This is a genomic window from Burkholderia sp. Tr-862, from assembly GCF_011753085.1.
Classification (GTDB): Bacteria; Pseudomonadota; Gammaproteobacteria; order Burkholderiales; family Burkholderiaceae; genus Burkholderia; species Burkholderia ambifaria.
Genome location: NZ_VWWG01000018.1, coordinates 23825 through 48221, shown reverse-complemented (window position 1 = coordinate 48221; position 24397 = coordinate 23825). Strand labels below are relative to the sequence as shown.

20 protein-coding genes and 1 tRNA gene are annotated in these 24397 nt (G+C 62.8%); 13 read left to right on the top strand and 8 right to left on the bottom strand.

The window, feature by feature from the left end; translation table 11 throughout:
* The first annotated feature begins 1029 nt into the window (after positions 1–1029).
* Together F3J14_RS08635 and F3J14_RS08630 are read left to right on the top strand one after the other, a co-directional pair.
* Positions 1030–1263 carry a hypothetical protein gene (locus F3J14_RS08635; protein ID WP_166722615.1) on the top strand — a complete coding sequence of 78 codons (234 nt, stop codon included), beginning with the start codon at positions 1030–1032 and terminating at the stop codon, positions 1261–1263.
* A gap of 784 nt (positions 1264–2047) precedes the next feature.
* Entirely contained in the window at positions 2048–2554 is a 507-nt protein-coding gene (locus F3J14_RS08630; RefSeq protein WP_166722614.1) for a DUF5625 family protein, read from the top strand.
* 388 nt (positions 2555–2942) lie between these two features.
* On the opposite strand, the gene F3J14_RS08625 is transcribed toward F3J14_RS08630, so the two are convergent.
* Positions 2943–3530: a DUF4276 family protein gene (locus F3J14_RS08625; RefSeq protein ID WP_166722613.1), complete on the bottom strand. Its 588-nt coding sequence runs from the start codon at positions 3528–3530 to the stop codon at positions 2943–2945.
* A 9-nt stretch (positions 3531–3539) separates the two neighbouring features.
* Positions 3540–4766 carry an ATP-binding protein gene (locus tag F3J14_RS08620; RefSeq protein WP_247682164.1) on the bottom strand — a complete coding sequence of 409 codons (1227 nt, stop codon included), beginning with the start codon at positions 4764–4766 and terminating at the stop codon, positions 3540–3542.
* A 616-nt stretch (positions 4767–5382) separates the two neighbouring features.
* Here F3J14_RS08620 and F3J14_RS08615 point away from each other — a divergent pair.
* The gene (locus F3J14_RS08615) at positions 5383–5685 is read left to right on the top strand and encodes a hypothetical protein (RefSeq protein WP_166722611.1); all 303 of its coding nucleotides are present in this window, start codon (positions 5383–5385) and stop codon (positions 5683–5685) included.
* A gap of 431 nt (positions 5686–6116) precedes the next feature.
* Entirely contained in the window at positions 6117–7238 is a 1122-nt protein-coding gene (locus F3J14_RS08610; protein ID WP_166722610.1) for a sensor histidine kinase, read from the top strand.
* Between the two features lie 353 nt (positions 7239–7591).
* Here F3J14_RS08610 and F3J14_RS08605 read toward each other — a convergent pair whose 3' ends face one another.
* Both F3J14_RS08605 and F3J14_RS08600 read right to left on the bottom strand, forming a co-directional pair.
* The gene (locus tag F3J14_RS08605; protein ID WP_166722609.1) at positions 7592–9214 is read right to left on the bottom strand and encodes an NAD(P)/FAD-dependent oxidoreductase; all 1623 of its coding nucleotides are present in this window, start codon (positions 9212–9214) and stop codon (positions 7592–7594) included.
* A 310-nt stretch (positions 9215–9524) separates the two neighbouring features.
* Complete coding sequence (locus F3J14_RS08600) at positions 9525–10328, bottom strand: inositol monophosphatase family protein (RefSeq protein WP_006751612.1); 804 nt, start codon at positions 10326–10328, stop codon at positions 9525–9527.
* A gap of 279 nt (positions 10329–10607) precedes the next feature.
* Here F3J14_RS08600 and F3J14_RS08595 point away from each other — a divergent pair, with 279 nt between their 5' ends.
* Together F3J14_RS08595 and cysE are read left to right on the top strand one after the other, a co-directional pair.
* The gene (locus tag F3J14_RS08595; RefSeq protein ID WP_166722608.1) at positions 10608–11429 is read left to right on the top strand and encodes an RNA methyltransferase; all 822 of its coding nucleotides are present in this window, start codon (positions 10608–10610) and stop codon (positions 11427–11429) included.
* 288 nt (positions 11430–11717) lie between these two features.
* Positions 11718–12491 carry a serine O-acetyltransferase gene (gene cysE, locus F3J14_RS08590; RefSeq protein ID WP_006751614.1) on the top strand — a complete coding sequence of 258 codons (774 nt, stop codon included), beginning with the start codon at positions 11718–11720 and terminating at the stop codon, positions 12489–12491.
* A 57-nt stretch (positions 12492–12548) separates the two neighbouring features.
* Here the strand turns inward: cysE and F3J14_RS08585 are convergent, their stop codons facing one another.
* From F3J14_RS08585 to F3J14_RS08570, 4 genes are all read right to left on the bottom strand, one after another.
* A complete protein-coding gene (locus F3J14_RS08585) occupies positions 12549–13349 on the bottom strand; it encodes a UDP-2,3-diacylglucosamine diphosphatase (protein WP_006751615.1) in 801 nt (266 codons plus the stop codon).
* Between the two features lie 26 nt (positions 13350–13375).
* Positions 13376–13867 (bottom strand): peptidylprolyl isomerase, encoded by a 492-nt coding sequence (locus tag F3J14_RS08580; protein WP_166722607.1) that lies wholly within the window; start codon positions 13865–13867, stop codon positions 13376–13378.
* 88 nt (positions 13868–13955) lie between these two features.
* Positions 13956–14531, bottom strand: a complete 576-nt coding sequence (locus F3J14_RS08575) for a peptidylprolyl isomerase (RefSeq protein ID WP_006751617.1) — start codon at positions 14529–14531, stop codon at positions 13956–13958.
* 39 nt (positions 14532–14570) lie between these two features.
* Complete coding sequence (locus tag F3J14_RS08570) at positions 14571–15293, bottom strand: tetratricopeptide repeat protein (RefSeq protein ID WP_166722606.1); 723 nt, start codon at positions 15291–15293, stop codon at positions 14571–14573.
* Positions 15294–15527: 234 nt separating this feature from the next.
* Here F3J14_RS08570 and cysS point away from each other — a divergent pair, with 234 nt between their 5' ends.
* From cysS to F3J14_RS08535, 7 genes are all read left to right on the top strand, one after another.
* Positions 15528–16925: a cysteine--tRNA ligase gene (gene cysS, locus F3J14_RS08565; RefSeq protein WP_166722605.1), complete on the top strand. Its 1398-nt coding sequence runs from the start codon at positions 15528–15530 to the stop codon at positions 16923–16925.
* 43 nt (positions 16926–16968) lie between these two features.
* Positions 16969–17832 carry a DNA-3-methyladenine glycosylase gene (locus F3J14_RS08560; protein ID WP_166722604.1) on the top strand — a complete coding sequence of 288 codons (864 nt, stop codon included), beginning with the start codon at positions 16969–16971 and terminating at the stop codon, positions 17830–17832.
* 99 nt (positions 17833–17931) lie between these two features.
* Positions 17932–18903: an acetyl-CoA carboxylase carboxyltransferase subunit alpha gene (locus tag F3J14_RS08555; protein ID WP_006478433.1), complete on the top strand. Its 972-nt coding sequence runs from the start codon at positions 17932–17934 to the stop codon at positions 18901–18903.
* Positions 18904–18946: 43 nt separating this feature from the next.
* Positions 18947–20368 carry a tRNA lysidine(34) synthetase TilS gene (tilS, locus tag F3J14_RS08550; protein ID WP_166722603.1) on the top strand — a complete coding sequence of 474 codons (1422 nt, stop codon included), beginning with the start codon at positions 18947–18949 and terminating at the stop codon, positions 20366–20368.
* Positions 20369–20710: 342 nt separating this feature from the next.
* Positions 20711–21964 carry an aspartate kinase gene (locus F3J14_RS08545; protein ID WP_166722602.1) on the top strand — a complete coding sequence of 418 codons (1254 nt, stop codon included), beginning with the start codon at positions 20711–20713 and terminating at the stop codon, positions 21962–21964.
* Positions 21965–22075: 111 nt separating this feature from the next.
* Positions 22076–22169: transfer RNA gene (locus tag F3J14_RS08540), tRNA-Ser, on the top strand.
* Between the two features lie 551 nt (positions 22170–22720).
* Entirely contained in the window at positions 22721–24250 is a 1530-nt protein-coding gene (locus tag F3J14_RS08535) for an NADH-quinone oxidoreductase subunit M (RefSeq protein ID WP_166722601.1), read from the top strand.
* Positions 24251–24397: the final 147 nt, after the last annotated feature.

Here is a 24397-nt window from a genome sequence, read left to right as displayed (position 1 = left end):
GTGGCCTTTCGACAGCTGGGGCTAGATCGTTGACACTAGGGCTCCGCGGCCGCATGCTCAGACCCAATAGCCCGTGTTGTTCTGGTGATACCGTGGAACAAAGGGAGATGACGATGGGTGTAATTAAGGCCATAGCGTGCGCATCGTTGTGCACTTGGTTTTCGTCTGTCTTTGTCTGGCTTTACTTTGACGCCAATCGGAGCAGGGTTGCTCGACCCGAAAGTGGACGGATCTTTCCATTGAATACGCACGGATCAGTCGTGTATCTAACCGCTGGCGAGCACCATTTTCTGTACGGATTGATGAGTGCGGCAGTATTCCTTTTTCTGATAGCAGTTCTGCTTGATTTTATGCGGCGGAAAGACAGTAGGGTCGCGTAGTCTTTTTGCTGGAGAAACAGCCGTATCGATCCATAGAGAACAAGCGCTGCGCCCAAAGCGGGTTGACGGGAATCTACGTCCCACCCAGCGATTCCAAGCCCTGCGCAACAGTGTTGCGTTCGCGGCACGGCCATCGAGTAATTCCGCGTTGAAGTCGTTCCCGGCCCGGCACCCGTAACGGCCGAACCTCAAAAGGGTGAGCGTAGGTCCTAGCGTAGCTTTCTGTACTAAGGCTTGTCAGATAAGGCGCAGGTACTGCTGCATCATTGGAGTGACGGGTGCAGGTGCTGCGGTGGGTTGCATGCTCATGTGACCGGGAAAAGTTGCTTTGGCTGCCCGAGTTTACCAGTGGGCCGGAGGCGGCTGGGCGAAGTTCGCCGTTTGGCCAGGTGCAGGGGGACTCGGCAGCGTCAGGGGCCTGTCCTGCCTCGCGGGCGTAGCGCTGCGGGCACAACCCGCCACATAGTGCTAACCCCGACACGCCAGTTGCGGTCGAAAGTCTAGATTGTGACTGTAGGGGTTCGTTGATCGAGCATCGGACGTTCTGTCCATTTCCTCGATATGTCGACCGGAGACCGCTACGTGAACGAATCGATCTACCGCGTCATTTTCGGCTTTGTCGTGATCTGCTGACCGTGACGGAGGATATATGACGCATCCTTTGTACGAATTGCTTAGCAACCTGGACGAACGCCGCCTCTTTTATACATTGGGCCGGCATCGCCCGGACACCATTCTGATCTCGATAACTGTGCCCGGTGAGCGTATCGAGATCGACGTGTTCGACGATGGACATATGGAGATGTCGCGCTTTTCCGGAGATGAGAGTGTAATCGACGACCAACAAGTGATTTTAAAGGCTATCGAGGAGGTGTCCGAGTGAACGGGATTGGTCATGAGACGCAAAGCGCCCACGTTCCGTCGGTCGACGCCGCAACCTTCCAAACGACACGTCGCTACTTCGGACTATGGCTAGTCGCCATTTTCTACTCGTCCACGGCGCCCGCCGGACCCAACGTTTGCACTTCCGATCAAGCTCGGAAGGCCGAGGCTGTTTCTGATGCCGCCACGTCCTGGAAGCAGTTGTATCGACAATTTCGAACGTTCTCAAATTGTGACGATGGGGGAGTCGCGGAAGGGTTCAGCGAATCAAACACTCTTTTGCTCGCAGATCACTGGGGCACTATTCAGCAGTTGGAACCCATGATCGTTTCGGACCCAGCGTTCCGCGCGTTCATTGTCCGGCATGTTGACGCTACAGTCCCAGCAGAACGGTTGAGGCGGATCGCCCGAAATGCGGACACACAATGCCCTGGAACTCTGAAGAACTTTTGCCGAGAGATTCAAGCAGCGGCCGACAAGTAAGTCACCGGTACGACTGCATCGTTGAAGTGACGGTTGCAGCACGCAACCGATCGCTCGAAGTTTGCCATCCGATCAGGTGTCGGCGAGGCGGGCGGCAGCTATCGGCAGCGATGAACGGATCGTCGACATCGGGACCGCGATTGTCGACAATCCGATCATTGACGGCAGCACAACCGCGTTCCAGCTATCTTCCGCAACATCTTCACCCTGGAGATGACTGCGGAACTTGGCGTTTCGAACAATGGCATCGAGGGGCTGTCTCGGGAGCGGCGATGAAAGCGACAAGATCGATATGCCGGTATATGGGCTTTCTATTCATATTGGCGTTCGCTGCGATGCCGATTTGCAGTGTCGCGATAAGTAAAATATATGAGGTGTTTCTTCCAATAGATGCCAGTAGGTCCGGGGCATCGGCAAGCGCAGAAGTCGAAATAACCGAGGCGCGTCTGTATATCTTTTACCTCGGATTTCACTACAAAGACGAAGGAGAGCGAAAGCGACTTGCCCCATTGGTGGGAGATGGTGGCCGGTTGCATACCGGCGAGTATGCCAATCCTGGGGTCGTGCAGCCTGCCAATTTAAAGCTGACGGCCGCCACTGGAAACGCGTCGATTGATGTCGACAGGACTATTCAAGGTATTGCTGCGCACGAGCTCGGCGCCAATCTTAGCGGCGCATATGATCGCATGATCTATGCTTCTATTTTGCCGCCGGGGCGGTACCACATGAAGATCACGATTCTTCAGGGAAGGCGGGAGTTCGAAGGGTTTGAGTCTGCTGTTTCCGTTGGCGTTCGACCGGGTCGGTAAGGGCCGGTCCGCGAAAAGCGCAGGCGTAGCTCTTGGCGTAGCTTTGTACGCTTGCCCTTGTCAGATAAGCCGCAGGTACTGCTGCATCATTGGAGTGACAGGCGCGGATGCTACTACGGGATCGCGTGCTCATGTGACCGGACAAAAGTTCCTTTGGGTGACGAATTTACCAGGGGGGCTTGCGTAGCACGGCTTGTTGCCGTAGATCACGGCCGGCTGCTATCCACAAACTTCTGCTACGCGGTCTCTCCTGGGCAATCAGCGACCATGCACCCGAAGAAAAAGCGCCGGGGACTGTATCGGATGCGAAGGGTGTTAGGTTATAGATTCCCTCCGCCTTTCCACTAAGCATGGCAGTGAATGTCACTGTCACGGAATGCAACTGAGATTAGGAGTCTTCCTCTTCCGTGAGGTTTCCCTCTCCGTTCTGCACAATGGCCGCTAACGGACGAAACGAGATGCAGCGCTCACGTACTACGTCCAAGTCTAGATATTTTGCGACAATTGGATTGTGGGTTGCATGGCTATATAAAGGGCGATGGTTCTTTCTGCTGAGCTTTTCCAGATATTCTTTGGGGTCGCTAATCCTCTCCGGGTATTTCTCTTCCTTTTCAGGTCGCCAGCTTTTTATTACATTGGTTACGGCCTTAAGGTCGGCTAGGATCCAAGACTCCAACTCTTGGATTGGAACTAGGGCGCAACATTCCCCTTTCAATGCTGCCGGCGTGAATATTTTGTCAATCAATTCTTGCTTTCTATCTTTGGGTGTGGCGCGGTCTGAGTCGTAGCACGCTATAAAACGGGTGCAGTTCAACTTTTCGAACGCTTTCAGCTGCGTGGCGCCTTTCCTAAGCATTTCGCCACAGCTGCTGTACCCTTTCGATTTAATTTGTACATTCTCATTGTTGGCCAACTTGCGAATGATAACCTTCAATGTTTCAACGTCTGACCGGTCTTCGCCGATTACCCCGTACAAGGCATCCTCCTACAGAGATTCCAAGAAATCAGAAAGTGGACCATCGTCCGCCAAGTAGTCATGTGCAATGCTGAGTTCGTCACTGCTCAAGGCGCGAACCGTCGTGCCGCTTTCTGTCATTTCAACGAGGCGAATTTCTTTGGGCTCAAGTCTGTCAAGTACCCCGGGCGCATGACTGGCCAGAATGAATTGATTGTCTTCTGCATAGGTGCGCAAGAGGGGCGTCAATTTATGGAGTAGTCCCGGGTGAATCCCGTCTTCAGGTTGTTCGATTAGGGCGACAGAAGCTTGATCAACTAGCATTGATGCAACGAGTTGAATAACGCGCTTTGTGCCGAACGAAAGGCTATCGAACGAGAAGAAACCGGTCTGTCCGCACGGGCTGAATCGTATGAAGTAGAGATATCGCTTTTCGTCAGAACCGTTGGCGTCTTGGTGAGCATCATCAGCAGAGTCATCCAAATGAGTCTCGATTCTCTGTACATCGATGCGCCGCACGAGACCAAGACCATCATCACCCAGCAAGGATTGCAATTCCTCAAGTTTCTTCGGGTTCTCTAGGAAAAGCTTAATCACTCTCATGATAGTGCTTTCTACACTATTGAGAAGAAATCGGTTTGGTCGGGCGTTCCATTTAGCAAAGTCTTCCGCTGTAACAATTCTCGTGCGCGGTACTCCCCCAAGCGCTTGCTCGAGCGGGTAATAGATGACGCCGGCAAAGAATTCCCTGATAGCATCTAGGCGTGGTCGCAGGCTGTCGGACTCTGGGAGTAACGCTATCAAAGCAGCGATTGCAGAGGAAGACGTGGAGACGGCCACCTCCGTTCCTGATGCCCCGAAGATCACCCGCTCATTGTCGCGCTCTAGCAGCTTCACGGGACCACGGGGTCCATGTTCAGTAAGCTCTTCCTTGAATATCTCCAGGGCCTCCACGGAACCATCGTCGCTGCGCCGATATCGGGTTAGCTTATTGATGAAGTACGTATACGCCCCCCCCTCGATTGCGAAGGAGATGGTGACGGAGCCGGGCTCCTCGACATCCCGAAGTACGCGATGGGATGCCGCCGGGCTGTTGGCCGCGCGGTCCGAAATTATCGCAGCGACCCATTCAATCCCTTTAAGTACGTTTGTCTTGCCGGCTCCGTTCCGTCCAATCAGCGCGGTTATCCTGCCGATGTTGTCAAAGCGAACGTCGGTACAAGATCGGTACTTGTGAATGTGCACAAAATTCAGCATCGGCAATGAAATCTCAAAGTTGGAGGCCCTACAGTTAGGCGCTGTGTCTATCGTGCGAGCCCCGCATGATACACCCGGCTCGTCGGTTTTCCGGGGTCGGCACGTACCGTCCAGTATCGGCATCTTCCTGTCCCCAATTTTCGAGTCCACGAGCCGGAACCACGTGGAGCTGTTACTTTGGAGCGATGGTGCGGCACTCAATGAACCCGCTTGAATGCGGGGCAGACCGACGCAAAAGGTTGGCGTAGGTTACAGCGTAGGTTTTTGATCGCGGGCTTGTCAGATACGGCACAGGCACTGCTGCATCATCGGGGTGTGGCCAGCAAAGGCCTCGGGCGACAGCGTGGTCATAGATCCGGCGTAAAGTTGTTGCTTGAGTTGCCCGAGTTTACCAGTGGCCCGGACGGGCACGCGCGAAGTTCGCCGTTTGGCCAGTTGCAGGGGGTTGGGAATCGGCAGCGACAGGGGGGCTGTCCTAGCTCGTGGGCCTAGCGCAGCAGGTACAACACGCAACGTAGTGCCAACCCCGACATGCCATTTGCGGTCGACAGTTTAGATTGTGACTGTATGGGCGCTGCCTCAGGCGTTGGCCCCGTGCTTGGTCGGAAGGCTTGTCATGACTGTAAAGTTCAAAGAAATGTCGAGGCGTGCCAAGTTGATACTACGTGTCACAAGCGTGCTCGTTTTTTTCAACTTCTTCGCTTTCTGGGGCGCCGCTGTCTATCTGGGCGGTGACGCCCTGAACGGTTATGTGCGCGATCTCCACTACTTTGTTTGCGCGCATGGCTCGTGTCATGAGGTCACCCACTCGATCTGGACGTATAGCTATTGGCATGCAATATCTTCTTTTTTAGGTATCGCATTGGTATTCATGGAAATTGCGATCCTTATAAATTCCGGGGACATCGTCACTGATTGAGGTGTCGCGGTCTAACGGCCAATTCCCAAAAAGAGTGAGCGCAGGTCGTAGCGTAGCTTTGTGTGCCAAGGCTTGTCACATAAGGCAGCAGGTACTGCTGCATCACTGGGGTGACGCTGGCAGGTACGGTGATTGGTTTTGTGCCCACGGGACCGCGAAAAGTTGCTTCGGTGGGCGAGTTTATACCTGCTTTGACGGGTAACCACGAAGTTCGCTTTGACATTAGTTCCGGCACATTGGCGGAAGCAGCTTCGCGCGCGTCCGCCCGCCCCCTGGCCCACACAATGGTCTGATCAGGTCGTAAGGTAGCGGGCATTCGACGGCCCGATTATGCCTCGCTTTCGATGTAATTGCGCCGGTTCCCGGTATTCACTTAATATCGCGCAAGGACGACAGAAGCACCCGTCGGTCATTCTGTTATGAGGGGCGACATGCGGCTAGCTGATTTCATTGTTAGGAACATAGAGCCGATCCTGGTGCAGTGGGAAGCGTTTGCCGCCACGCTGCTACCAGCCGCCAGGAGCATGGACTCGCTCGCGTTGCGCGACCATGCGCGCCAGATCCTGGAGGCCGTAGCCAAGGACATAACGACCCCGCAAACAACAGAAGAGCAACGTGAAAAATCGTTGGGGCTCGCGCCCAAACCGGTGAAGGCCACGGAGACGGCCGCGCAGACGCATGCCGTTCTGCGGGCCCGGCGGGGCTTTAACATCAACCAGTTGGCGGCCGAGTATCGAGCGCTGCGTGCCAGTGTGCTGCGCTTATGGATCGACGAGTGCGAGCCGAGTCCGCCTGATCTGGATGACATGATTCGGTTCAATGAAGCGATAGATCAAGCGCTGGCAGAATCGCTTGCTTTCTTTACCGAACAGGTCGAACAGTCTCGCAACTTGTTGCTCGGTATGCTGGGTCACGACATGCGTACCCCGCTGCAGACCATTCACGTAACAGCGTCCTATCTTGCCGCGCTCAATGCGGGGGAGGCGGTGTCGGAGGCCGCGGCCCGGCTGATCAGAAGCGGTGGCCGGATGCAGGGCCTCCTTGACGATCTCTGCGACTTCAATCGGACCCAGCTCGGGGTAGGCATCAATGTCGTTCCCCGCAATATTGATCTCGCCCATGTGCTCGCCAATGTGGTTGAGGAATTGCAGGTGGCTCATCCCGATCGCGAAATCCATCTCGATGTAAGCGGCGACCTCCGAGGTGACTGGGATGATCAGCGAATGCAGCGGTTGCTGAGCAATCTCGTGAGCAACGCCGTTAAGTACGGAACGCCCGCGACACCGGTATGGGTGGCGGCAGCATCGGCTGATGCGGAAGTGCTCATCGAGATTAGGAATAGTGGGCCGGCAATGGATCGGCGCACGCTGGACCGCATCTTCGACCCGCTTCAGCGCGGAGCGCATCAAGCAAACGTGCCCAGTGACGATGTTGGCTTGGGGCTCGGCTTGTTCATCGCGAGCGAAATCGCAAAGGCACACCACGGCCGTATTGACGCGCGGTCCGATCAGACGGAAACAATATTCGCGGTGCGCTTGCCAAAAGGCGTGTGAGGGCAGGGTGCTGCTGACCGAAGGCAATTGCCGGGCGTAGGTCGCGGCTTAGCTTTCTGATTGAGGCCTTGTCAGATAAGGCGCAGGTACTGCCGCATCATCTGAGTGTGGCCAGCAAAGGCCTCGGGCGACAGCGTGGTCATTGGATCCAGCGCCAAGTGGTCGCTTGAGCTACCCGAGCTCACGAGTGGCTTCAGCGCACAAGCGCGAAGTTCACCGTTCAGCCAGTAGCAGAAAATCGCGGTGGAAGCCGTCGGCCCAATCCGGCGATTCGATCCCATTCCCCGGGCACGAATTGAAAAGCCGGCTTCACCCGGCGCACCGACCTGCGTGCGCCGAGTCTCACCAACCAATCAGGACGCGTGCGCCGACACCAGATCGAGCGCCACCGCCTGCGCGACTTCGATCCCGTCGATCGCCGCCGAGTAGATGCCACCCGCATATCCGGCGCCTTCGCCGGCCGGATACAGCCCTTCGACGTTCACGCTCTGGTAATCGTCCTTGCGACGGATCCGGATCGGCGACGACGTGCGCGTCTCCACGCCGGTGAGCACCGCATCGTGCATCGCGAAGCCGGCGATCTTCTTGTCGATCTGCGGCAGCGCTTCTCGAATGGCTTCGATCACGTAGTCGGGCAGCGCGGTACTGAGATCGGTCGGGCGCACGCCAGGCTTGTACGACGGCACCACGGAGCCCAGCGACGTCGACGGGCGGCCCGCGATGAAGTCGCCGACCAGCTGGCCCGGCGCGCTGTAATCGCCGCCGCCGAGTTCGAACGCGCGCTCTTCCCACTTGCGCTGGAACGCGATGCCTGCCAGCGGGCCGCCGGGATAGTCTTCCGGCGTGATGCCGACGACGATGCCCGCGTTCGCGTTGCGCTCGGCGCGCGAATACTGGCTCATGCCGTTGGTGACCACGCGGCCCGGCTCGGAAGTCGCCGCGACCACCGTGCCGCCCGGGCACATGCAGAAGCTGTAGACCGCGCGTCCGTTACTGCAGTGATGGACCACCTTGTAGTCGGCCGCGCCGAGTTGCTTGTGGCCCGCGAACTTGCCGAAGCGGCTGCGATCGATCAGCCCCTGCGGATGTTCGATCCGGAAGCCCAGCGAGAACGGCTTCGCTTCGACGTAGACGCCGCGATCGTGCAGCATCTGGAACGTGTCGCGCGCGCTGTGGCCCACGGCCAGCACGACGTGGTCGCAGCGCAGCGTTTCGCCGTTCGACAGCGTCAGCGAGCGCACCTTGCCCTGATCGATCTCGATGTCCTCGACCCGGCTTTCGAAGCGCACTTCGCCGCCCAGTTCGTGGATGGTCGCGCGCATCTTTTCCACCATGCTGACGAGGCGGAACGTGCCGATGTGCGGCCGGCTCAGATACAGGATGTCCTCCGGTGCGCCGGCCTTGACGAATTCGTCGAGCACCTTGCGGCCGTAGTGGTGCGGATCCTTGATCTGGCTGTACAGCTTGCCGTCGGAAAACGTCCCGGCCCCGCCTTCGCCGAACTGCACGTTGGACTCGGGATTGAGGACGCTCTTGCGCCACAAGCCGAAGGTGTCCTTGGTGCGCTCGCGCACGGCCTTGCCGCGTTCGAGGATGATCGGACGGAACCCCATCTGCGCGAGGATCAGGCCCGCAAACAGGCCGCACGGCCCCATGCCGATGACGACCGGGCGCAAGAAGTTGCCGTGCTCGGGCGCCTTCGCGACGAAGTGGTACGCCATGTCGGGCGTCACGGCGCAATGCGGCGTGACGGCGAGTCGCGGAAGCACGGATGCTTCGTCCTTGACCTCGACGTCGACGATATACGTGAGCTTGATGTCGGAGCGCTTGCGCGCATCGTGCGCACGGCGGAACACCGTGTAACGGAGGAGCCCGTCAGCCGCCACGCCAAGCTCCTCGAGGCGCGCGCGAATCGCGGCTTCGAGGGCGCTCTCGGGGTGATCGAGCGGGAGTTTCAGTTCGCTTAGCCGTAACATGAGTATTCGGATACGGGTGCCACGCAGTCGTGGCGGTGTTGAGACAGGCGGGGGCCGGCGTGCTGGCGGCGGCGTGCGCTGCCCGGGCATCCCCGAAGCCGATCATCCGGCATCGGAAAGCGCGGCACGCGCGGCGGTACACCGGTCAGGCCGGGCCACTCGGGCAATGTCAGGACGGGCGCCCGAAGCGAGCGCTCCGTGGAGAAGATTACTTCGCCCCCCGGATAACGGAAAGGCAACGAGCGCTCCATCATGACGGTGCCAGCGAGTGGTTGATGCGCAAGCCGTGCCGCGCGGGCGCGGCACGGGCTTACTCCGCTGCCGGATGCACGCGGCTGTAGCGGTTCAGGATCGGGATCATCTGCGCATAGATCTTCGGGTTCGCCGCGACGATCTCATGGCGATGCAGGAAGTCGGCGTCGCCCGTGTAGTTGCCGACGAGGCCGCCGGCTTCGGTGATCAGCAGGCTGCCTGCCGCCATGTCCCACACGTTGATGCCTTGCTCGAAGAATGCGTCGAGACGGCCGGCCGCGACGTTCGCGAGGTCGAGAGCGGCCGCGCCCGGACGACGCAGGCCCGTGCAGGCCTGGGTCATTTCGGTGAACAGGCGCGCGTACGCGTCGAGGCCGTCCTTCTCGCGGAACGGGAAGCCCGTGCCGACCAGCGCGTCCGCCAGGCGGTCGCGACGGCCGACGCGGATGCGGCGGTCGTTCAGGTACGCGCCGCGGCCGCGGGTCGCCGTGAACAGGTCGTTCTTGTTCGGATCGTAGACGACGGCCTGCGTGACGACGCCCTTGTGCTCGAGCGCGATCGACACGCAGTAGTACGGGAAGCCGTGGATGAAGTTGGTCGTGCCGTCGAGCGGATCGATGATCCACTTGAATTCGGATTCGTTCTCGGATTCGCCCGATTCTTCCGCGAGGATCGCGTGGTCGGGGTAGGCGGTCTTCAGCGTCTCGATGATCGCCTCTTCGGCGGCCTTGTCCACTTCGGTGACGAAGTCGTTCTGCTGCTTCTTGCGGATCTCGATCAGGTCGAGGTCGAGGGAGGCGCGGTTGATGATCTGTCCGGCGCGGCGCGCAGCCTTGACAGCAATGTTGAGCATGGGATGCATGAGCCTGGATCCTGTAGCCGGCGGCACGAGCCGCCACGAAGTGGAACACACCGCCTGGAACGGCACAAACGTGCCGGGCGAAATGAGACGCGAATTGACAAAGAGCGGGGTACGACCCGCGTCGCACGAGATGCGACGCGTAAACACATGATTTTACCCGATTTTCGAGAGTTTCAGGTGACCAGGATGCGGGGAAACCCCACTGGCCGTCCGGACGAGTGGGTTTGCCGGGGCGATGGCGCTACCATACTGCCATTCCGATGAACCGAGTCGTATGTAGTGGAAACTCCGCTGAACCCCGCCGCGCCCTCCGAATCTGGCGCGGCCTCGTCCCCGCCGCCGTCCGGCGGCTTCACGTCCACCCGTTTCGTGCTCGTCGAGCCGAGCCATCCCGGCAATGTCGGGGCGGCCGCCCGCGCGCTGAAGACGATGGGTTTCTCCAGGCTCGTGCTGGTCGCGCCGCGCGTGCCGCACGTGCAGGAAGACCCCGAGGCGATCGCGATGGCGAGCGGCGCCGACGACGTCCTGGCGTCCGCGCATGTCGTGCCCACGCTCGGCGACGCGCTGTCAGGCGTCCACTGGTCGATCGCGCTGACCGCCCGCACGCGCGAATACGGGCCGCCGCGGCTGGCTCCCCGTGCGGCCGCCGAGCAGGCGTGCATGCAGGTCGGCGCCGGCGACATCGCGCTCGTGTTCGGCAACGAGCGCACGGGCCTCGCGAACGAGCACGTCGAGCAATGCAGCGCGCTCGCGCATATCCCGGCGAATCCGGCCTACAGCTCGCTGAACCTCGCGCAGGCCATACAGGTGCTCGCGTACGAGCTGCGCGTCGCGTTCCTGGAGCGGGGGAGCGAGCTGCACCAGGCGCAGGCCGAGGTCGGCACGCTCGCGCAGAGCGACGAGATCGAGCGGATGTACGCGCACCTCGAGAACGCGCTGGTCGCACTGGATTTCCTCGACCCGCGCAACCCCAAGAAGCTGATGCCGCGGCTGCGGCGCCTGTTCGCGCGCACGGGCCTCGAGCGCGAGGAAGTCAACATCCTGCGCGGCATCGCGAAGCACATCCTGCTGAAGTCCGGTACGCCTGCCGGCGACGCGTAAGCGGCCGGTAGGCCGGCGGCCGGCCGCTCAGGTGTTTGGCGGCTGCGTTTCGCCTGCCGCGGCCGCGCTGCGTCGGCCGCCCGATGACTGCGTCCCGGCCCGCGCGAATCCACCGGCTGATCGTGTCGCTCGGCGACAACAGGCGTCCCGCGTGAATACCCGTGCCGCCGGCGGGGTGAACGCGCGACGTTGTGCGGCCTCGCCCGAGTGGCCCTACAATCGCCGGACATCATAAGCAAATTACCCGGCGCGATAACGCCCGGCCTTTTCCCCAGCCCAGACCAGATCATGTTCACTAGACTGCGCGAAGACGTTGCGACGATTCGCGAGCGGGATCCCGCCGCTCGCAGTGCCTGGGAAGTGCTGACCTGTTATCCGGGGCTGCACGCGCTCGTGCTGCATCGTTTCGCCCATGCGTGCTGGCGCGCGAAACGCTACTGGCTCGCACGCTTCGCGTCGCAGGCCGGGCGCTTCCTGACGGGGATCGAGATTCACCCGGGCGCGACGATCGGCCGGCGCGTATTCATCGATCACGGGATGGGTGTCGTGATCGGCGAAACCGCGATCATCGGCGACGACTGCACGATCTATCAGGGCGTGACGCTCGGCGGCACGTCGCTCACGCGCGGCGCGAAGCGCCATCCGACGCTCGAGGCCGGTGTGATCGTCGGCGCGGGCGCGAAGGTGCTCGGCGGTTTCACGGTCGGCGCGGGCGCGAAGATCGGTTCGAACGCGGTGGTCGTGAAGCCGGTGCCGGCAGGCGGCACTGCGGTCGGCAATCCGGCGCGCATCGTGATGCCCGCGCAACCGAAGCCGCAGCCCGAGCGCGCCGCGTTCTGCGCATACGGGATCACGCCGAACGCGGACGACCCGATGTCGCTCGCGATTCACGGGCTGATCGATCACGCGGCGAAGGAAAGCCGGCGCGTCGACGAGATCGTCGCGGCGCTCGAGCAACTCGGCACGCATCTGGAAACGCTACAGGGCGCGGACGCGGCGCGTCTCGATTTGCGCAGGCTGTCGGCAGTGCTGGAAGGCAAGGCGGTCGAACGCCAGTCGTAACGCGGCGCCTGCCGGCGGCTGCCGGCAGCGACAGTCGCGCCGATCGTACCAATCGCGTCAGTCGAGCGGCATCGCGTGGATGCCTTCGGCGTCGACGCGCAGATAGCCGCCGCGCCGCGTGCCGTGGTCGAGATCCCAGTCGGGCAATACCCAGCGAATCCCACCCGGTTCCAGGTGGCGCGCGGGGCGATGCGTGTGGCCGTGAATGATCACGCTCGCGCGACTCTTCTTGAACAGCGCGGCCACGCCTTCACGCGTGACATCGTAGATCGCCGAAACGGGGCGCATCCGGCCCGCTTCGCTGTTCGAGCGCATCCGCTGGGCGAGCGCGCGGCGCCAGCGGAACGGCCATACGAGAAACAGCGCCTGCGCGACGCGATTGCGCGCGAACCGCCGGAACACCTGATAGCCGCGATCGGCCGTGCATTGCGCGTCGCCATGGGCAAGCACGATGCGCTGGCCAAACGCCATGATCAGCGCCGGGTCGGGCAGCAGCATCGCGCCGGCCGCCTTCATGAAGCGCCGGCCGAGCAGGAAATCGCGATTGCCGTGCATCACGTAGAGCGCGATGCCGCGCTCCGAGAACGTATGCATCAGCGCGGCCATGCGTGCCGCGAACGGATCGTCGTCGAGCACGTCGTCGCCGATCCAGTATTCGAACAGGTCGCCGAGGATGAACACCGAGTCGGCGCTGTCGGCCGTGTATTTCACGAAATGCTCGAACGCGGCGACCGTCTTCGGAATCGCCTCGCTCAGGTGCAGATCGGACAGAAACAGGAACGGGCGTGCGGCTTGCGCGTATTCGCGCTCGCCCGGCACGCCCGCGGAGACGCTTCGCGGCGGACTCTCCTGCAACATCGAAGTGCCTCCGTAACAACCGTGCGTCAGACCACCACGGCCTTTTCGATCACGACGTCGTCGGCCGGCACGTCCTGGTGGAAGCCCGCGTTGCCGGTCTTGACGCCCTTGATCTTGTCGACCACGTCCTGGCCTTCGACGACCTTGCCGAACACCGCATAGCCCCAGCCCTGCGGCGTCGGCGACGAGTGGTTCAGGAAGTCGTTGTCGTTCACGTTGATGAAGAATTGTGCGGTCGCCGAGTGCGGATCATTCGTGCGCGCCATCGCGATCGTGTAGTTGTCGTTCTTCAGGCCGTTGTTCGCTTCGTTGGCGATCGGCGCGTCGGTCGGCTTCTGCTTCAGGCCCGGCTCGAAGCCGCCGCCTTGAATCATGAAGCCGTTGATCACGCGGTGGAACACCGTGCCGTCATAATGGCCCTTCTTCACGTAGTTGAGGAAGTTCTCGACCGTCTTCGGTGCCTTCGCGGCGTCCAGCTCGAGCTTGATCACGCCGTGGTTCGTATGCAGTTCAACCATGATGAATTCCTTCGGTAAGGCGGTTTAAATGGCACGCGGCCGGTCGTGCGACGCGGCCGCGTGTGGCGCCGGACGTGCCGGCAAGTGCTTATTTCGAGACGATGCTGGCCGATTCGATCAAGATCGGCTGGGCCGGCACGTCCTGCATCGGGCCGCGCGAGGTCGTCGCCACGCCCTCGATCTTCTTCACGACGTCGAGGCCCGACACGACCTTGCCGAACACCGCATAGCCGTTGCCGTCCGGGTTCGGGTAGTCGAGGCCGCCGTTGTCGACCGTGTTGATGAAGAACTGCGCGGTGGCCGAGTTCGGATCGCTGGTACGCGCCATCGCGATCGTGCCCGTCAGGTTCTTCAGACCATTGCGGCTTTCCAGCGGGATCGGCGCGCGGGTCGGCTTCTCCTCGAAATTGGTCTTGTAGCCGCCGCCCTGGATCATGAAGCCCTTGATCACGCGATGGAAGATCGTGCCGTTGTACTGGCCGGCCTTCACGTAATCGAGGAAGTTGGCGACCGTCTTCGGCGCCTTCTCCGGGTAGAGCTCGACGCGGATGTCGCCCTGCGAGGTCTTCAGCTGCACGACGGGGTGCGCGGTGGCCGATTGCGCGAAAGCAGGCGCGGTCGCGAGAAGGGCGGCGCCGCCAAGCGCCAGCAACAGACGTTTCATTGCGATCCTCAGGTTGGGAGGGAAAGAAGGCCGCGCCGCTTATTGCGACGGCGCGACGTACGGCGCCGCCAGTGCGCCCGACGGACCGCTGAACTGGAACGTCGGCGACATCGGCAGCGTGGTGGTGCTCACGTTCGCGGCGGCGCGATCGGTGTACTCGCGCGTGGCCGGCTTCGCCGCGTGGGCGTTCGGCGCGGCCTTCGGCGGTGACACGATCTTCTGCAGATCGGCGAGGCGCTGCGCGGTCGCGCCGCTCGTGCGGCCGAGCGATTGCGCACGCTTGTACGATTCGGCCGCGAGGCGCAGGTAGAGATCGCCGAGGTTCTCGTACGCGAGCGAGTAGCTCGGGTTCGATTGCGTCGCGGTGACGAGCGCGCTGCGCGCTTCGTCGTAGCGGCCGTGCTTCGCGTAGAGCGCCGCGAGGTTGTTGTACGGCTCGGGCAGTTCGGGGTAGGCCTGCGTGATCGCGACGAACTGCTGGATCGCGTCGTCGTCGCGGTTCAGGCGGGCGAGCACGGTGCCGCGCTTGAACTGCGCCTGCACGTCGTGCGGATTCGCCGCGATGCGCGCGTCGAGTTGCGCGAGCGCCTGCTTCCACTGCTTGCCGGTGATCGACGCGTCGATTTCGGGCGTGCCGTCGGCGGTGGCCGGGGCCTTTTGCGCATGTGCCGCGGGGGCCGCGAAAAGCGTCAGTGCGACGCCCATGACGGCGGTCGCAACGAGGGTCGCAGCGCTCGGCGCGCGGCCGCGATGAGGTTTCATAGGCGTAAATCGGAATGTTATACTCCGAGCCATTCTAACAAAACGTCTGCGCGTTCCGGCGAGCCGTAGACAGTCTTTCTTTGCCTCTCGTGGCCGTCACCGCTGTGCTTGCAGCCTGACCGCCCCATGTGATACCGAGGACGCCCGGCGTCGTGCCGCAGCAAGTGGTCCTTCCGTTTCGCATGCTGGGCGAGCTTCGCCAGGGCGGTTTCCTTCGGCTCACGGTTCATCTCTATGGAATCACTGCGCATCTACAACACGCTCGCGCGTGACAAGCAAGTCTTCGTGCCGCGCCAGTCCGGCGAAGTGCGGATGTACGTATGCGGGATCACCGTCTACGACTATTGTCACGTGGGCCACGCGCGCATGCTGGTCGTGTTCGACCTCGTCCAGCGCTGGCTGCGTGCAATCGGCTATCGGGTCACGTACGTGCGCAACATCACCGACATCGACGACAAGATCATCCGCCGCGCGCTCGAGAACGGCGAGACGATCAAGTCGCTGACCGACCGTTTCATCGGCGCGATGCACGAGGATGAAGCCGCGCTCGGCATCCAGCGGCCCGACATCGAGCCGCGCGCGACGCAGTTCATTCCGCAGATGCTCGGGATGATCGAGAAGCTCGAGACGAACGGCTACGCGTACCAGGCGGCCGACGGCGACGTCAATTATTCGGTGCGCAAGTTCGCGAACTACGGGAAGCTCTCGGGCAAGTCGCTCGACGACCTGCGCGCGGGCGAGCGCGTCGCCGCGAACGACGCGAAGGAAGATCCGCTCGATTTCGTGTTGTGGAAGCGCGCGAAGGCGGATGACCCGCAAGGCGCGTCGTGGGCATCGAAATACGGGATGGGTCGGCCGGGCTGGCACATCGAGTGCTCCGCGATGGGCTGCACGCTGCTCGGCGAGCATTTCGACATCCACGGGGGCGGGCAGGACCTGCAATTCCCGCACCACGAGAACGAAATCGCGCAGAGCGAAGGCGCGACCGGCCAGACGTTCGTCAATTACTGGATGCACAACGGCTTCGTGCAGGTCGACAACGAGAAGATGTCGAAATCGCTCGGCAACTTCTTCACGATCCGCGAAGTGCTCGAGCGGTACGACGCCGAGGTCATGCGCTTCTTCATCGTGCGTACGCACTACCGGTCGCCGCTCAATTACAGCGACGTGCATCTCGACGATGCGCGCGCGTCGCTCACGCGCCTGTACACGGCGTTGAAGGATGTCCAGCCCGACGCACTCGAGCTCGACTGGAACGAGCCGCACGCGCAGCGTTTCGCGGCCGCGATGAACGACGACATCAACACGCCGGTCGCGGTGGCGACGCTGTTTGAACTGGCGGGCGAGGTCAACCGCACGCGCGATGCATCGCTCGCGCGGCAGCTGAAACAACTGGCGGGCCTGCTGGGCCTGCTCGGCCGCGAACCGCGCGCGTTCCTGCAGCAGGGCACCGGTGCCGCGCAGGCGGGCGGGCTCGCAGCCGACGAGATCGAAGCGAAGATCGCCGCGCGCGTCGCGGCGAAGCAAGCGAAGGACTATGCCGAAGCGGACCGGATTCGGGCGGAACTGCTCGACGCCGGCATCGCACTTGAAGACAAACCGGGCGGATCGACCGAATGGCGTCGCGTATGAGCGCGGCGCGTTCCACTGACCGATCCGTCAGGTAGGAGGCAAGATGGCAACGGCAAGAAAAGCGCCGGTCAGGCGCGCGACCCCGGTCGCCGCGCGTCCGGCAGCCAGGCGCGCGCCGGCGGCGAAGACGGACGCGACGCGCGCCGTGCCGAACGGCGCGCTCAACGGTCATGCGAGGCCCGCGCGCGCGAAGGGCGCGGACGCGGCGCAGCCGGAGGCCGCGATGGCGGCCGCCGATGCGGTGCGCAAGGTGCGTGCATCCGATGGGGCAGCCGACGGCGCCGATGGCGTCGTGCGTCCCGCTTACTGGGACAAGGCGTGCGCCGATCTCGTCAAGCGCGACCGCATCCTGAAGAAACTGATCCCGAAGTTCGGTCCCGCGCATCTCGTGAAGCGCGGCGACCCGTTCGTCACGCTCGCGCGTTCGGTCGTCGGTCAGCAGATCTCGGTGCCGTCCGCGCAGGCGCTGTGGGCGCGCATCGAGGATGCGTGTCCGAAACTCGCACCGCAGCCGGTCATCCGGCTCGGCGCGGACAAGCTGATCGCATGCGGGCTGTCGAAGCGCAAGACGGAATACATTCTCGATCTCGCGCAACACTTCGTGTCCGGCGCGCTGCACGTCGACAAATGGACGTCGATGGACGACGAGGATGTGATCGCGGAACTCACGCAGATCCGCGGCATCAGTCGCTGGACGGCCGAGATGTTCCTGATCTTCAACCTGTCGCGGCCGGACGTCCTGCCGCTCGACGATCCGGGCCTGATCCGCGCGATCAGCGTCAATTACTTCAGCGGGGAGCCCGTCACGCGCAGCGAGGCGCGCGAGGTGGCCGCCAACTGGGAGCCGTGGCGTACCGTCGCGACCTGGTACATGTGGCGCAGCCTCGACGCGCCCGACGCCGATTGATGGCTATCGGGTTTTAAACATCAATAGTTGAGAGCCGGTTTTGCACATCGCCCGCGCGGGTAGAATACGCGCTGCCGCAAGACCCAAGGATTCGAACACATGAAGACCACGTTTCTGGATTTCGAACAGCCGATCGCCGAACTCGAGGCCAAGATCGAAGAGTTGCGATTCGTGCAGGACGACTCGGCTGTCGATATTTCGGAAGAAATCGAGCGGCTGTCGAAGAAGAGCCAGCAACTGACGAAGGACCTCTACGCGAACCTGTCGCCGTGGCAGGTCTCGCAGATCGCGCGTCATCCGCAGCGTCCGTACACGCTCGATTACGTTGCGGAACTGTTTACCGATTTTCACGAACTGCATGGCGACCGCGCATTCGCAGATGACCTGTCGATCGTCGGCGGTCTCGCGCGCTTCGGCGGCCATCCGTGCATGGTGATCGGCCACCAGAAGGGCCGCGACACGAAGGAGCGCGCGGCGCGCAACTTCGGGATGCCGCGTCCGGAAGGCTATCGCAAGGCCGAGCGCCTGATGCGTCTCGCCGAGAAGTTCGGGCTGCCGATCTTCACGTTCGTCGATACGCCGGGCGCCTATCCGGGCATCGGCGCGGAAGAGCGCGGCCAGTCGGAAGCGATCGGCCGCAATCTGTACGTGATGGCCGAACTGAAGACGCCGATCATCACGACCGTGATCGGCGAGGGCGGCTCGGGCGGTGCGCTCGCGATCGCCGTGGCCGACACCGTGATGATGCTGCAGTTCTCGACCTACTCGGTGATCTCGCCGGAAGGCTGCGCGTCGATCCTGTGGAAGAGTGCCGCGAAGGCGCCCGAAGCCGCGGAAGCACTGGGCCTGACCGCCCATCGCCTGAAGGCGCTCGGCCTGATCGACAAGATCATCAACGAGCCGCTCGGCGGCGCGCACCGCGATCCGAAGGGCATGGCCGCGCTGCTGCGCCGGGCGCTTGCCGATTCGCTGCGCCAGTTCCAGGGCATGAGCATCGATGCGCTGCGCGAGCGCCGCTTCGAGCGCCTGATGGCCTACGGCAAGTTCAAGGAAACCACGCCCGGCGCATGACCGGCGTGTTCACATCGCGCGCCGTCCGGCGCGCGTCCATCTCGTGATCCCCCCGACCGAACTCTTCGCCGACCGCGTCGTACTCGACGCGGTCGGCGTGGCGCTTGCCGATCTGCCGGCCGATGCGCGCATCGCGATCGCGTACAGCGGCGGCCTCGACTCGACGGTGCTGCTCGATGCGGCCGTGCGCATGGCCGGCGCGTCGCGCTGCGTCGCGCTGCACGTGCATCACGGCCTGAGTGCGAACGCCGACGCCTGGGTGGCGCATGCGCAAGCGACGGCCGAGCGACTTGGTGTCACGTTCGAATCGGAGCGTGTCGACGTGGCGCGCGACAGCGGCCTCGGCATCGAGGCGACCGCCCGCGAGCGTCGCTATGCGGCGCTCGATGCGATGTGCGAGCGTCACGGCGTGGCGGCGCTCTGGGTCGCGCAGCATGCGGACGACCAGGCCGAGACCGTGCTGCTGCAACTGTTGCGCGGCGCGGGGATCGCGGGCCTGGCCGCGATGGCGCCGCGCTATCGCCCCGACGGCGCGAGCGTCGAGCGCGTGCGGCCGTTCCTGCGATTGTTGCGTGCCCAACTGGAGCGCTACGCGGCGCAGCGCGAGCTCGCGTGGATCGACGACGAATCGAACGGCGACACGCGCTACGCGCGTAATGCGTTGCGCATCGACGTGTTGCCGACGCTCGCCATGCACTTCCCGGGCTTTCGCGATGCGCTGGGCCGTGCGGCCCAGCATGCGGCCGCGGCGCAGCGGCTGCTCGACGACCTGGCCGAACTGGATTTCGCCGGCGCCGCGTGCGACGACGGCCGTGCGCTGTCGCGCGATGCGCTGGTCGCGTTCGACGACACGCGCGGCGCGAACCTGCTGCGTTTCTGGATGCGCCGGCTCGGCTTGCCCAGTGCGTCGGCAGGCCGGCTCGCGAACATGATGCGGCAACTGCGCGATGCGCACGACGCGCATGCGCTGCGGGTCGATCACGCGGGGCAGTGCCTGCGACTCTATCGCGATGTCGTGTACTGGGAGGCGGGCGACAGTGCCGACCCGGCCGACGACGGCACCGGGATGCCGCGTCCCGAGTCCTCGCTCGCATGGGACGGACAGGAAGTCTGGCGCGTGCCGGCGTGGCGCGGCACGTTCGTGTTCGCGCCGGCCGAGGCCGGCAGCGACGGGGCGGTGCCGGAGGCGCTGCTGCGCGGTGCGACGCTCGTCGTGCGCGCCCGGGCGGGCGGCGAGCGGCTGCGTACGTCGCCCGGCGGCCCGGGGCGCACGCTGAAGAACCTGTTCCAGGAGCGCGGCGTGCCGGCCTGGCGGCGCGACGTGCCGCTGCTGTTCGCGGGCGACCGGCTCGTCTACGTGCCGCGGCTCGGCGTGAATCATGGCGACGGGCTATCCGGCGACGGGCTCTCCGGCGACGGTGGATGGCGCCGGATCGAGTGGCGTCCCGACCTGCTGATCGCGTAGCGGCGGCATGCTTGCGGCCGCGTGATCGCGCGCCGGTTTTCACCATTTGGTAAACAGCGCCGGAACGCCTGCCAAACCGGCGAGCGGCTTGTCAAGCGGGCCTCTATCGGGTACGCTCGGACGTTTGCTCGGCTCGATTTTTGAGCGTTTTGTGCAGGTTTTCCGCGTGACGTACCCGGTTTGCGCGGCCTGATCGGCCTTCCGGGCAAAATCCGTCACGCTTGCGTGTTGCGTCCCAGCCGTCCCTCTCGTCGTCCGTCCACAGCCACAAGCCGCGTGACCGAACGGCAACGCGGCCTGCCCAGCGCGCCCGTGCGGTTTCTCCTCCAGTTCAGAACGACAATGGCACTCATCGTACACAAATACGGCGGCACTTCGATGGGCTCGGTCGAGCGCATCAAGAACGTCGCGAAACGCGTCGCAAAATGGCATCAGGCCGGGCACCAGATGGTGGTCGTGCCGTCCGCGATGTCCGGCGAAACCAACCGTCTGCTCGGTCTCGCGAAAGAGATTTCGAGCCAGCCGAGCCCGCGTGAGCTCGACATGATCGCGTCGACCGGCGAGCAGGTCAGCGTCGGCCTGCTGTCGATCGCGCTGCAGGAAATCGGCGTCGAAGCCGTGAGCTATGCCGGCTGGCAAGTGCCGATCAAGACGGACAACGCGTACACGAAGGCGCGTATCCACTCGATCGACGACGAGCGGGTGAAGGCCGATCTGAACGCCGGCAAGGTCGTGATCATCACGGGTTTCCAGGGCGTCGATCCGGACGGCCACATCACGACGCTGGGCCGCGGCGGCTCGGACACGTCGGCGGTGGCGGTCGCGGCCGCGCTGGATGCCGCAGAGTGCCTGATCTACACGGACGTCGACGGCGTCTACACGACCGACCCGCGCGTGGTCGAAGAGGCGCGACGCCTCGATCGCGTGACGTTCGAGGAAATGCTGGAAATGGCCAGCCTCGGCTCGAAGGTCCTGCAGATCCGCTCGGTCGAATTCGCCGGCAAATACCAGGTGAAGACGCGTGTGCTGTCGAGCCTGACCGATCCGCTGATTGCGCTCGACGAAGAAATGCGCTCGGGCACCCTGATTACTTTTGAAGAAGACGAGACCATGGAAAAGGCAGTCATTTCCGGCATCGCGTTCCAGCGCGACGAAGCACGCATTGCGGTGATGGGCGTGCCCGACAAGCCGGGCATCGCGTATCAGATCCTCGGCCCGGTCGCCGACGCGAACGTCGACGTCGACATGATCATCCAGAACCAGAGCGTCGAAGGCAAGACCGACTTCACGTTCACGGTCGGTCGCGGCGACTACCAGAAGGCGATGGACATCCTCACCAACCAGGTGCAGGGCCATGTGAGCGCCGAGCGCGTGCAGGGCGACCCGAAGGTGTCGAAGGTGTCGGTGGTCGGCGTCGGCATGCGTTCGCACGTGGGCGTCGCGAGCAAGATGTTCCGCACGCTGTCGGAAGAGGGCATCAACATCCAGATGATCTCGACGTCCGAGATCAAGATTTCGGTGCTGATCGACGAGAAATACATGGAGCTGGCCGTCCGCGCGCTGCACAAGGCATTCGAACTCGAGCAGGCAGCGTGAATTTATTTGTGATGCATTGAAGAAAATGCATCACGGAAATTGACGAGCGGTTCGAAACCCTATATTATTTCGTTCTCGTCGCACTGCCTCCCTGGTGCGAGCGAAAGTTTGGGAGACGTGGCCGAGAGGTCGAAGGCACTCCCCTGCTAAGGGAGCATCTGGGCCAAAACCTGGATCGAGGGTTCGAATCCCTCCGTCTCCGCCAAAAGCGGTGACAAAGCCCCGCAAGTTCTCGGACTTGCGGGGCTTTTTCTTTTTCCCGCTTCCTTTCGGATACGGCGCGCATCAACCTGTCGACGGATTCGTCGACATCCGCGGCGACTTCCGATGTTGCGACTCGCGGCGATCGGCACTCATTGAAATAAAAATGAAAGTAGCCGTGTAAGGTTCGGATCGCTCTCATTCATCGCTCCCCACATTCCGTTCTTGCGCCCCGACGCGCCGCGCTTCCGAAAAAAAATGCGGCATCGCACCGATCGGTGCGATCGACGCTGCTCCGCACTACAAAAAATTACTCATAAAAATCAGAAGCCTATCTGCAGGACATAAAACGAAGCTCTGCTGCGCTGCAAAAAATAATCAACCGCTTTATGCTGGTAAACCCGATTGCGTTTGAGCGGCATCAAGCTTTGCCCTGATCCCGCTTTACATTTTGCCAACATTGGCGATCCGCGAAATCTAGCTGTCGATTTGATTTCGTTCCCATCGTCACGTCTGTTCCCACTACAGCGCGCGACCCTCTCAAGGCCTGTTGACATGCATGATTTCCCCTTTCTGAGCCTGGCGATCTGGGTTCCGATCCTGTTCGGCGCGTGCCTGCTGCGCGCCGGTTCCGACCGTCATCCGCATCGCACGAGACTGATCGCGCTCGTCGGCGGGCTCGCGGGGCTGGCCGCCGTCGTGCCGCTCGTCACCGGTTTCGATTCGCACTCGGCCGCGATGCAGTTCGCCGAAACCCGCGACTGGCTGGCGGCCTTCAACGCCGGCTGGCGCGTCGGGATCGACGGCGCGTCGCTGTGGCTCGTCGTGCTGACCGCCTTCACGACGCTCGTCGTCGTGATCGCGTCCTGGGAATCGGTCACGGTGCGCGTCGCGCAGTACTACGCGTCGTTCCTGATCCTGTCAGGGCTGATGGTCGGCGTGTTCGTCGCGCAGGACGGGCTGCTGTTCTTCATCTTCTTCGAGGCGACGCTGATTCCGCTGTACCTGCTGATCGGCACGTGGGGCAGGGAGCATCGCGTCTACGCGGCCGTGAAATTCTTCTTCATCTCGTTCGCGGGTTCGCTGCTGCTGTTGATGGCGATGCTGTACCTGTTCGCGAAGTCGCACACGTTCGACATGAACGCATGGCGCACACTGCAGCTCGGCTTCGCGCCGCAGCTGCTGGTGTTTCTCGGTTTCTTCGCCGCGTTCGCGGTCAAGGTGCCGATGTGGCCGGTTCATACGTGGCTGCGAGACGTCTACACGGATGGCCCGACGGGCGCCGCGCTGATGCTCGCGATGCTCAAGCTCGGCGGTTACGGCTTCCTGCGCTTCGCGCTGCCGATCACGCCGGACGCGAGCCACTTCTTCGCGCCCGCCGTGATCGCGCTGTCGCTGTTCGCGATCGTCTACGCGAGCCTGATCGCACTCGCGCAGACTGACCTCGGCAAGCTGCTCGCGTATTCGACGGTCGCGCACATGGGGATCGTCACGCTCGGGCTGTTCTTGTTCAACCAGATCGGCGTCGAAGGCGCGATCGTGCAGCTCGTGTCGTACGGCTTCGTCGCGGGCGCAATGCTGCTCTGCGTGAGCGTGCTGGTCGATCGCACGAAGCAGCGCGAGATCGGCGCGTACGGCGGCGTGGCGGGCGTGATGCCGCGCTTCGCGACGTTCGCGCTGCTGTTCGCGATGGCCAACGTCGGCCTGCCGGGCACGTCGGGTTTCGTCGGCGAGTTCATGGTCATCATGGGCGCGATCCGCGTCAACTTCTGGATCGGCGCAATCGCCGCGCTCACGCTGATTCTCAGCGCGTCGTACACGCTTTGGATGGTCAAGCGCGTCGTGTTCGGGAAGATCGCCAGCCCGCGCATCGCGAAGCTCGCCGACCTCAGCCGCCGCGAGATCGTGATGTTCGCGTCGCTCGCGCTGATCGTGCTGATGGTCGGCGTCGATCCGAAGCCGTTCACCGACGTGATCGATCCGACCGTCGCGCGGCTGATCGAGGACGCCAGCCGTTCGAAGCTGCCGGCCGGGGACGGCCTTGCACCGGCGCAGCCGGCGTTCATGGCATCGGCGCACGGCTGAATCGCGGGACTTCGCGCACGACGACTGCATCGCACGACGATGCGGTCGTTGTGCGCACATCCATCGGGGCGCGCGCGAACGTTGTCTCCGGGTTTTCAGCCTCATTCAGGTCGGCTCGCGGCCGGCTTCCGGCTGCGTGAAATTGCC

Bases quoted from the DNA above. Each gene is read 5' to 3' on its own strand.
- F3J14_RS08635 (WP_166722615.1), top strand. From the start codon at position 1,030: ATGACGCATCCTTTGTACGAATTGCTTAGCAACCTGGACGAACGCCGC.
- F3J14_RS08630 (WP_166722614.1), top strand. From the start codon at position 2,048: ATGGGCTTTCTATTCATATTGGCGTTCGCTGCGATGCCGATTTGCAGT.
- F3J14_RS08620 (WP_247682164.1), bottom strand. From the start codon at position 4,766: ATGCTGAATTTTGTGCACATTCACAAGTACCGATCTTGTACCGACGTT.
- F3J14_RS08615 (WP_166722611.1), top strand. From the start codon at position 5,383: ATGACTGTAAAGTTCAAAGAAATGTCGAGGCGTGCCAAGTTGATACTA.
- F3J14_RS08610 (WP_166722610.1), top strand. From the start codon at position 6,117: ATGCGGCTAGCTGATTTCATTGTTAGGAACATAGAGCCGATCCTGGTG.
- F3J14_RS08605 (WP_166722609.1), bottom strand. From the start codon at position 9,214: ATGTTACGGCTAAGCGAACTGAAACTCCCGCTCGATCACCCCGAGAGC.
- F3J14_RS08600 (WP_006751612.1), bottom strand. From the start codon at position 10,328: ATGCATCCCATGCTCAACATTGCTGTCAAGGCTGCGCGCCGCGCCGGA.
- cysE (WP_006751614.1), top strand. From the start codon at position 11,718: ATGTTCACTAGACTGCGCGAAGACGTTGCGACGATTCGCGAGCGGGAT.
- F3J14_RS08585 (WP_006751615.1), bottom strand. From the start codon at position 13,349: ATGTTGCAGGAGAGTCCGCCGCGAAGCGTCTCCGCGGGCGTGCCGGGC.
- F3J14_RS08580 (WP_166722607.1), bottom strand. From the start codon at position 13,867: ATGGTTGAACTGCATACGAACCACGGCGTGATCAAGCTCGAGCTGGAC.
- F3J14_RS08575 (WP_006751617.1), bottom strand. From the start codon at position 14,531: ATGAAACGTCTGTTGCTGGCGCTTGGCGGCGCCGCCCTTCTCGCGACC.
- F3J14_RS08570 (WP_166722606.1), bottom strand. From the start codon at position 15,293: ATGAAACCTCATCGCGGCCGCGCGCCGAGCGCTGCGACCCTCGTTGCG.
- cysS (WP_166722605.1), top strand. From the start codon at position 15,528: ATGGAATCACTGCGCATCTACAACACGCTCGCGCGTGACAAGCAAGTC.
- F3J14_RS08560 (WP_166722604.1), top strand. From the start codon at position 16,969: ATGGCAACGGCAAGAAAAGCGCCGGTCAGGCGCGCGACCCCGGTCGCC.
- F3J14_RS08555 (WP_006478433.1), top strand. From the start codon at position 17,932: ATGAAGACCACGTTTCTGGATTTCGAACAGCCGATCGCCGAACTCGAG.
- F3J14_RS08545 (WP_166722602.1), top strand. From the start codon at position 20,711: ATGGCACTCATCGTACACAAATACGGCGGCACTTCGATGGGCTCGGTC.
- F3J14_RS08535 (WP_166722601.1), top strand. From the start codon at position 22,721: ATGCATGATTTCCCCTTTCTGAGCCTGGCGATCTGGGTTCCGATCCTG.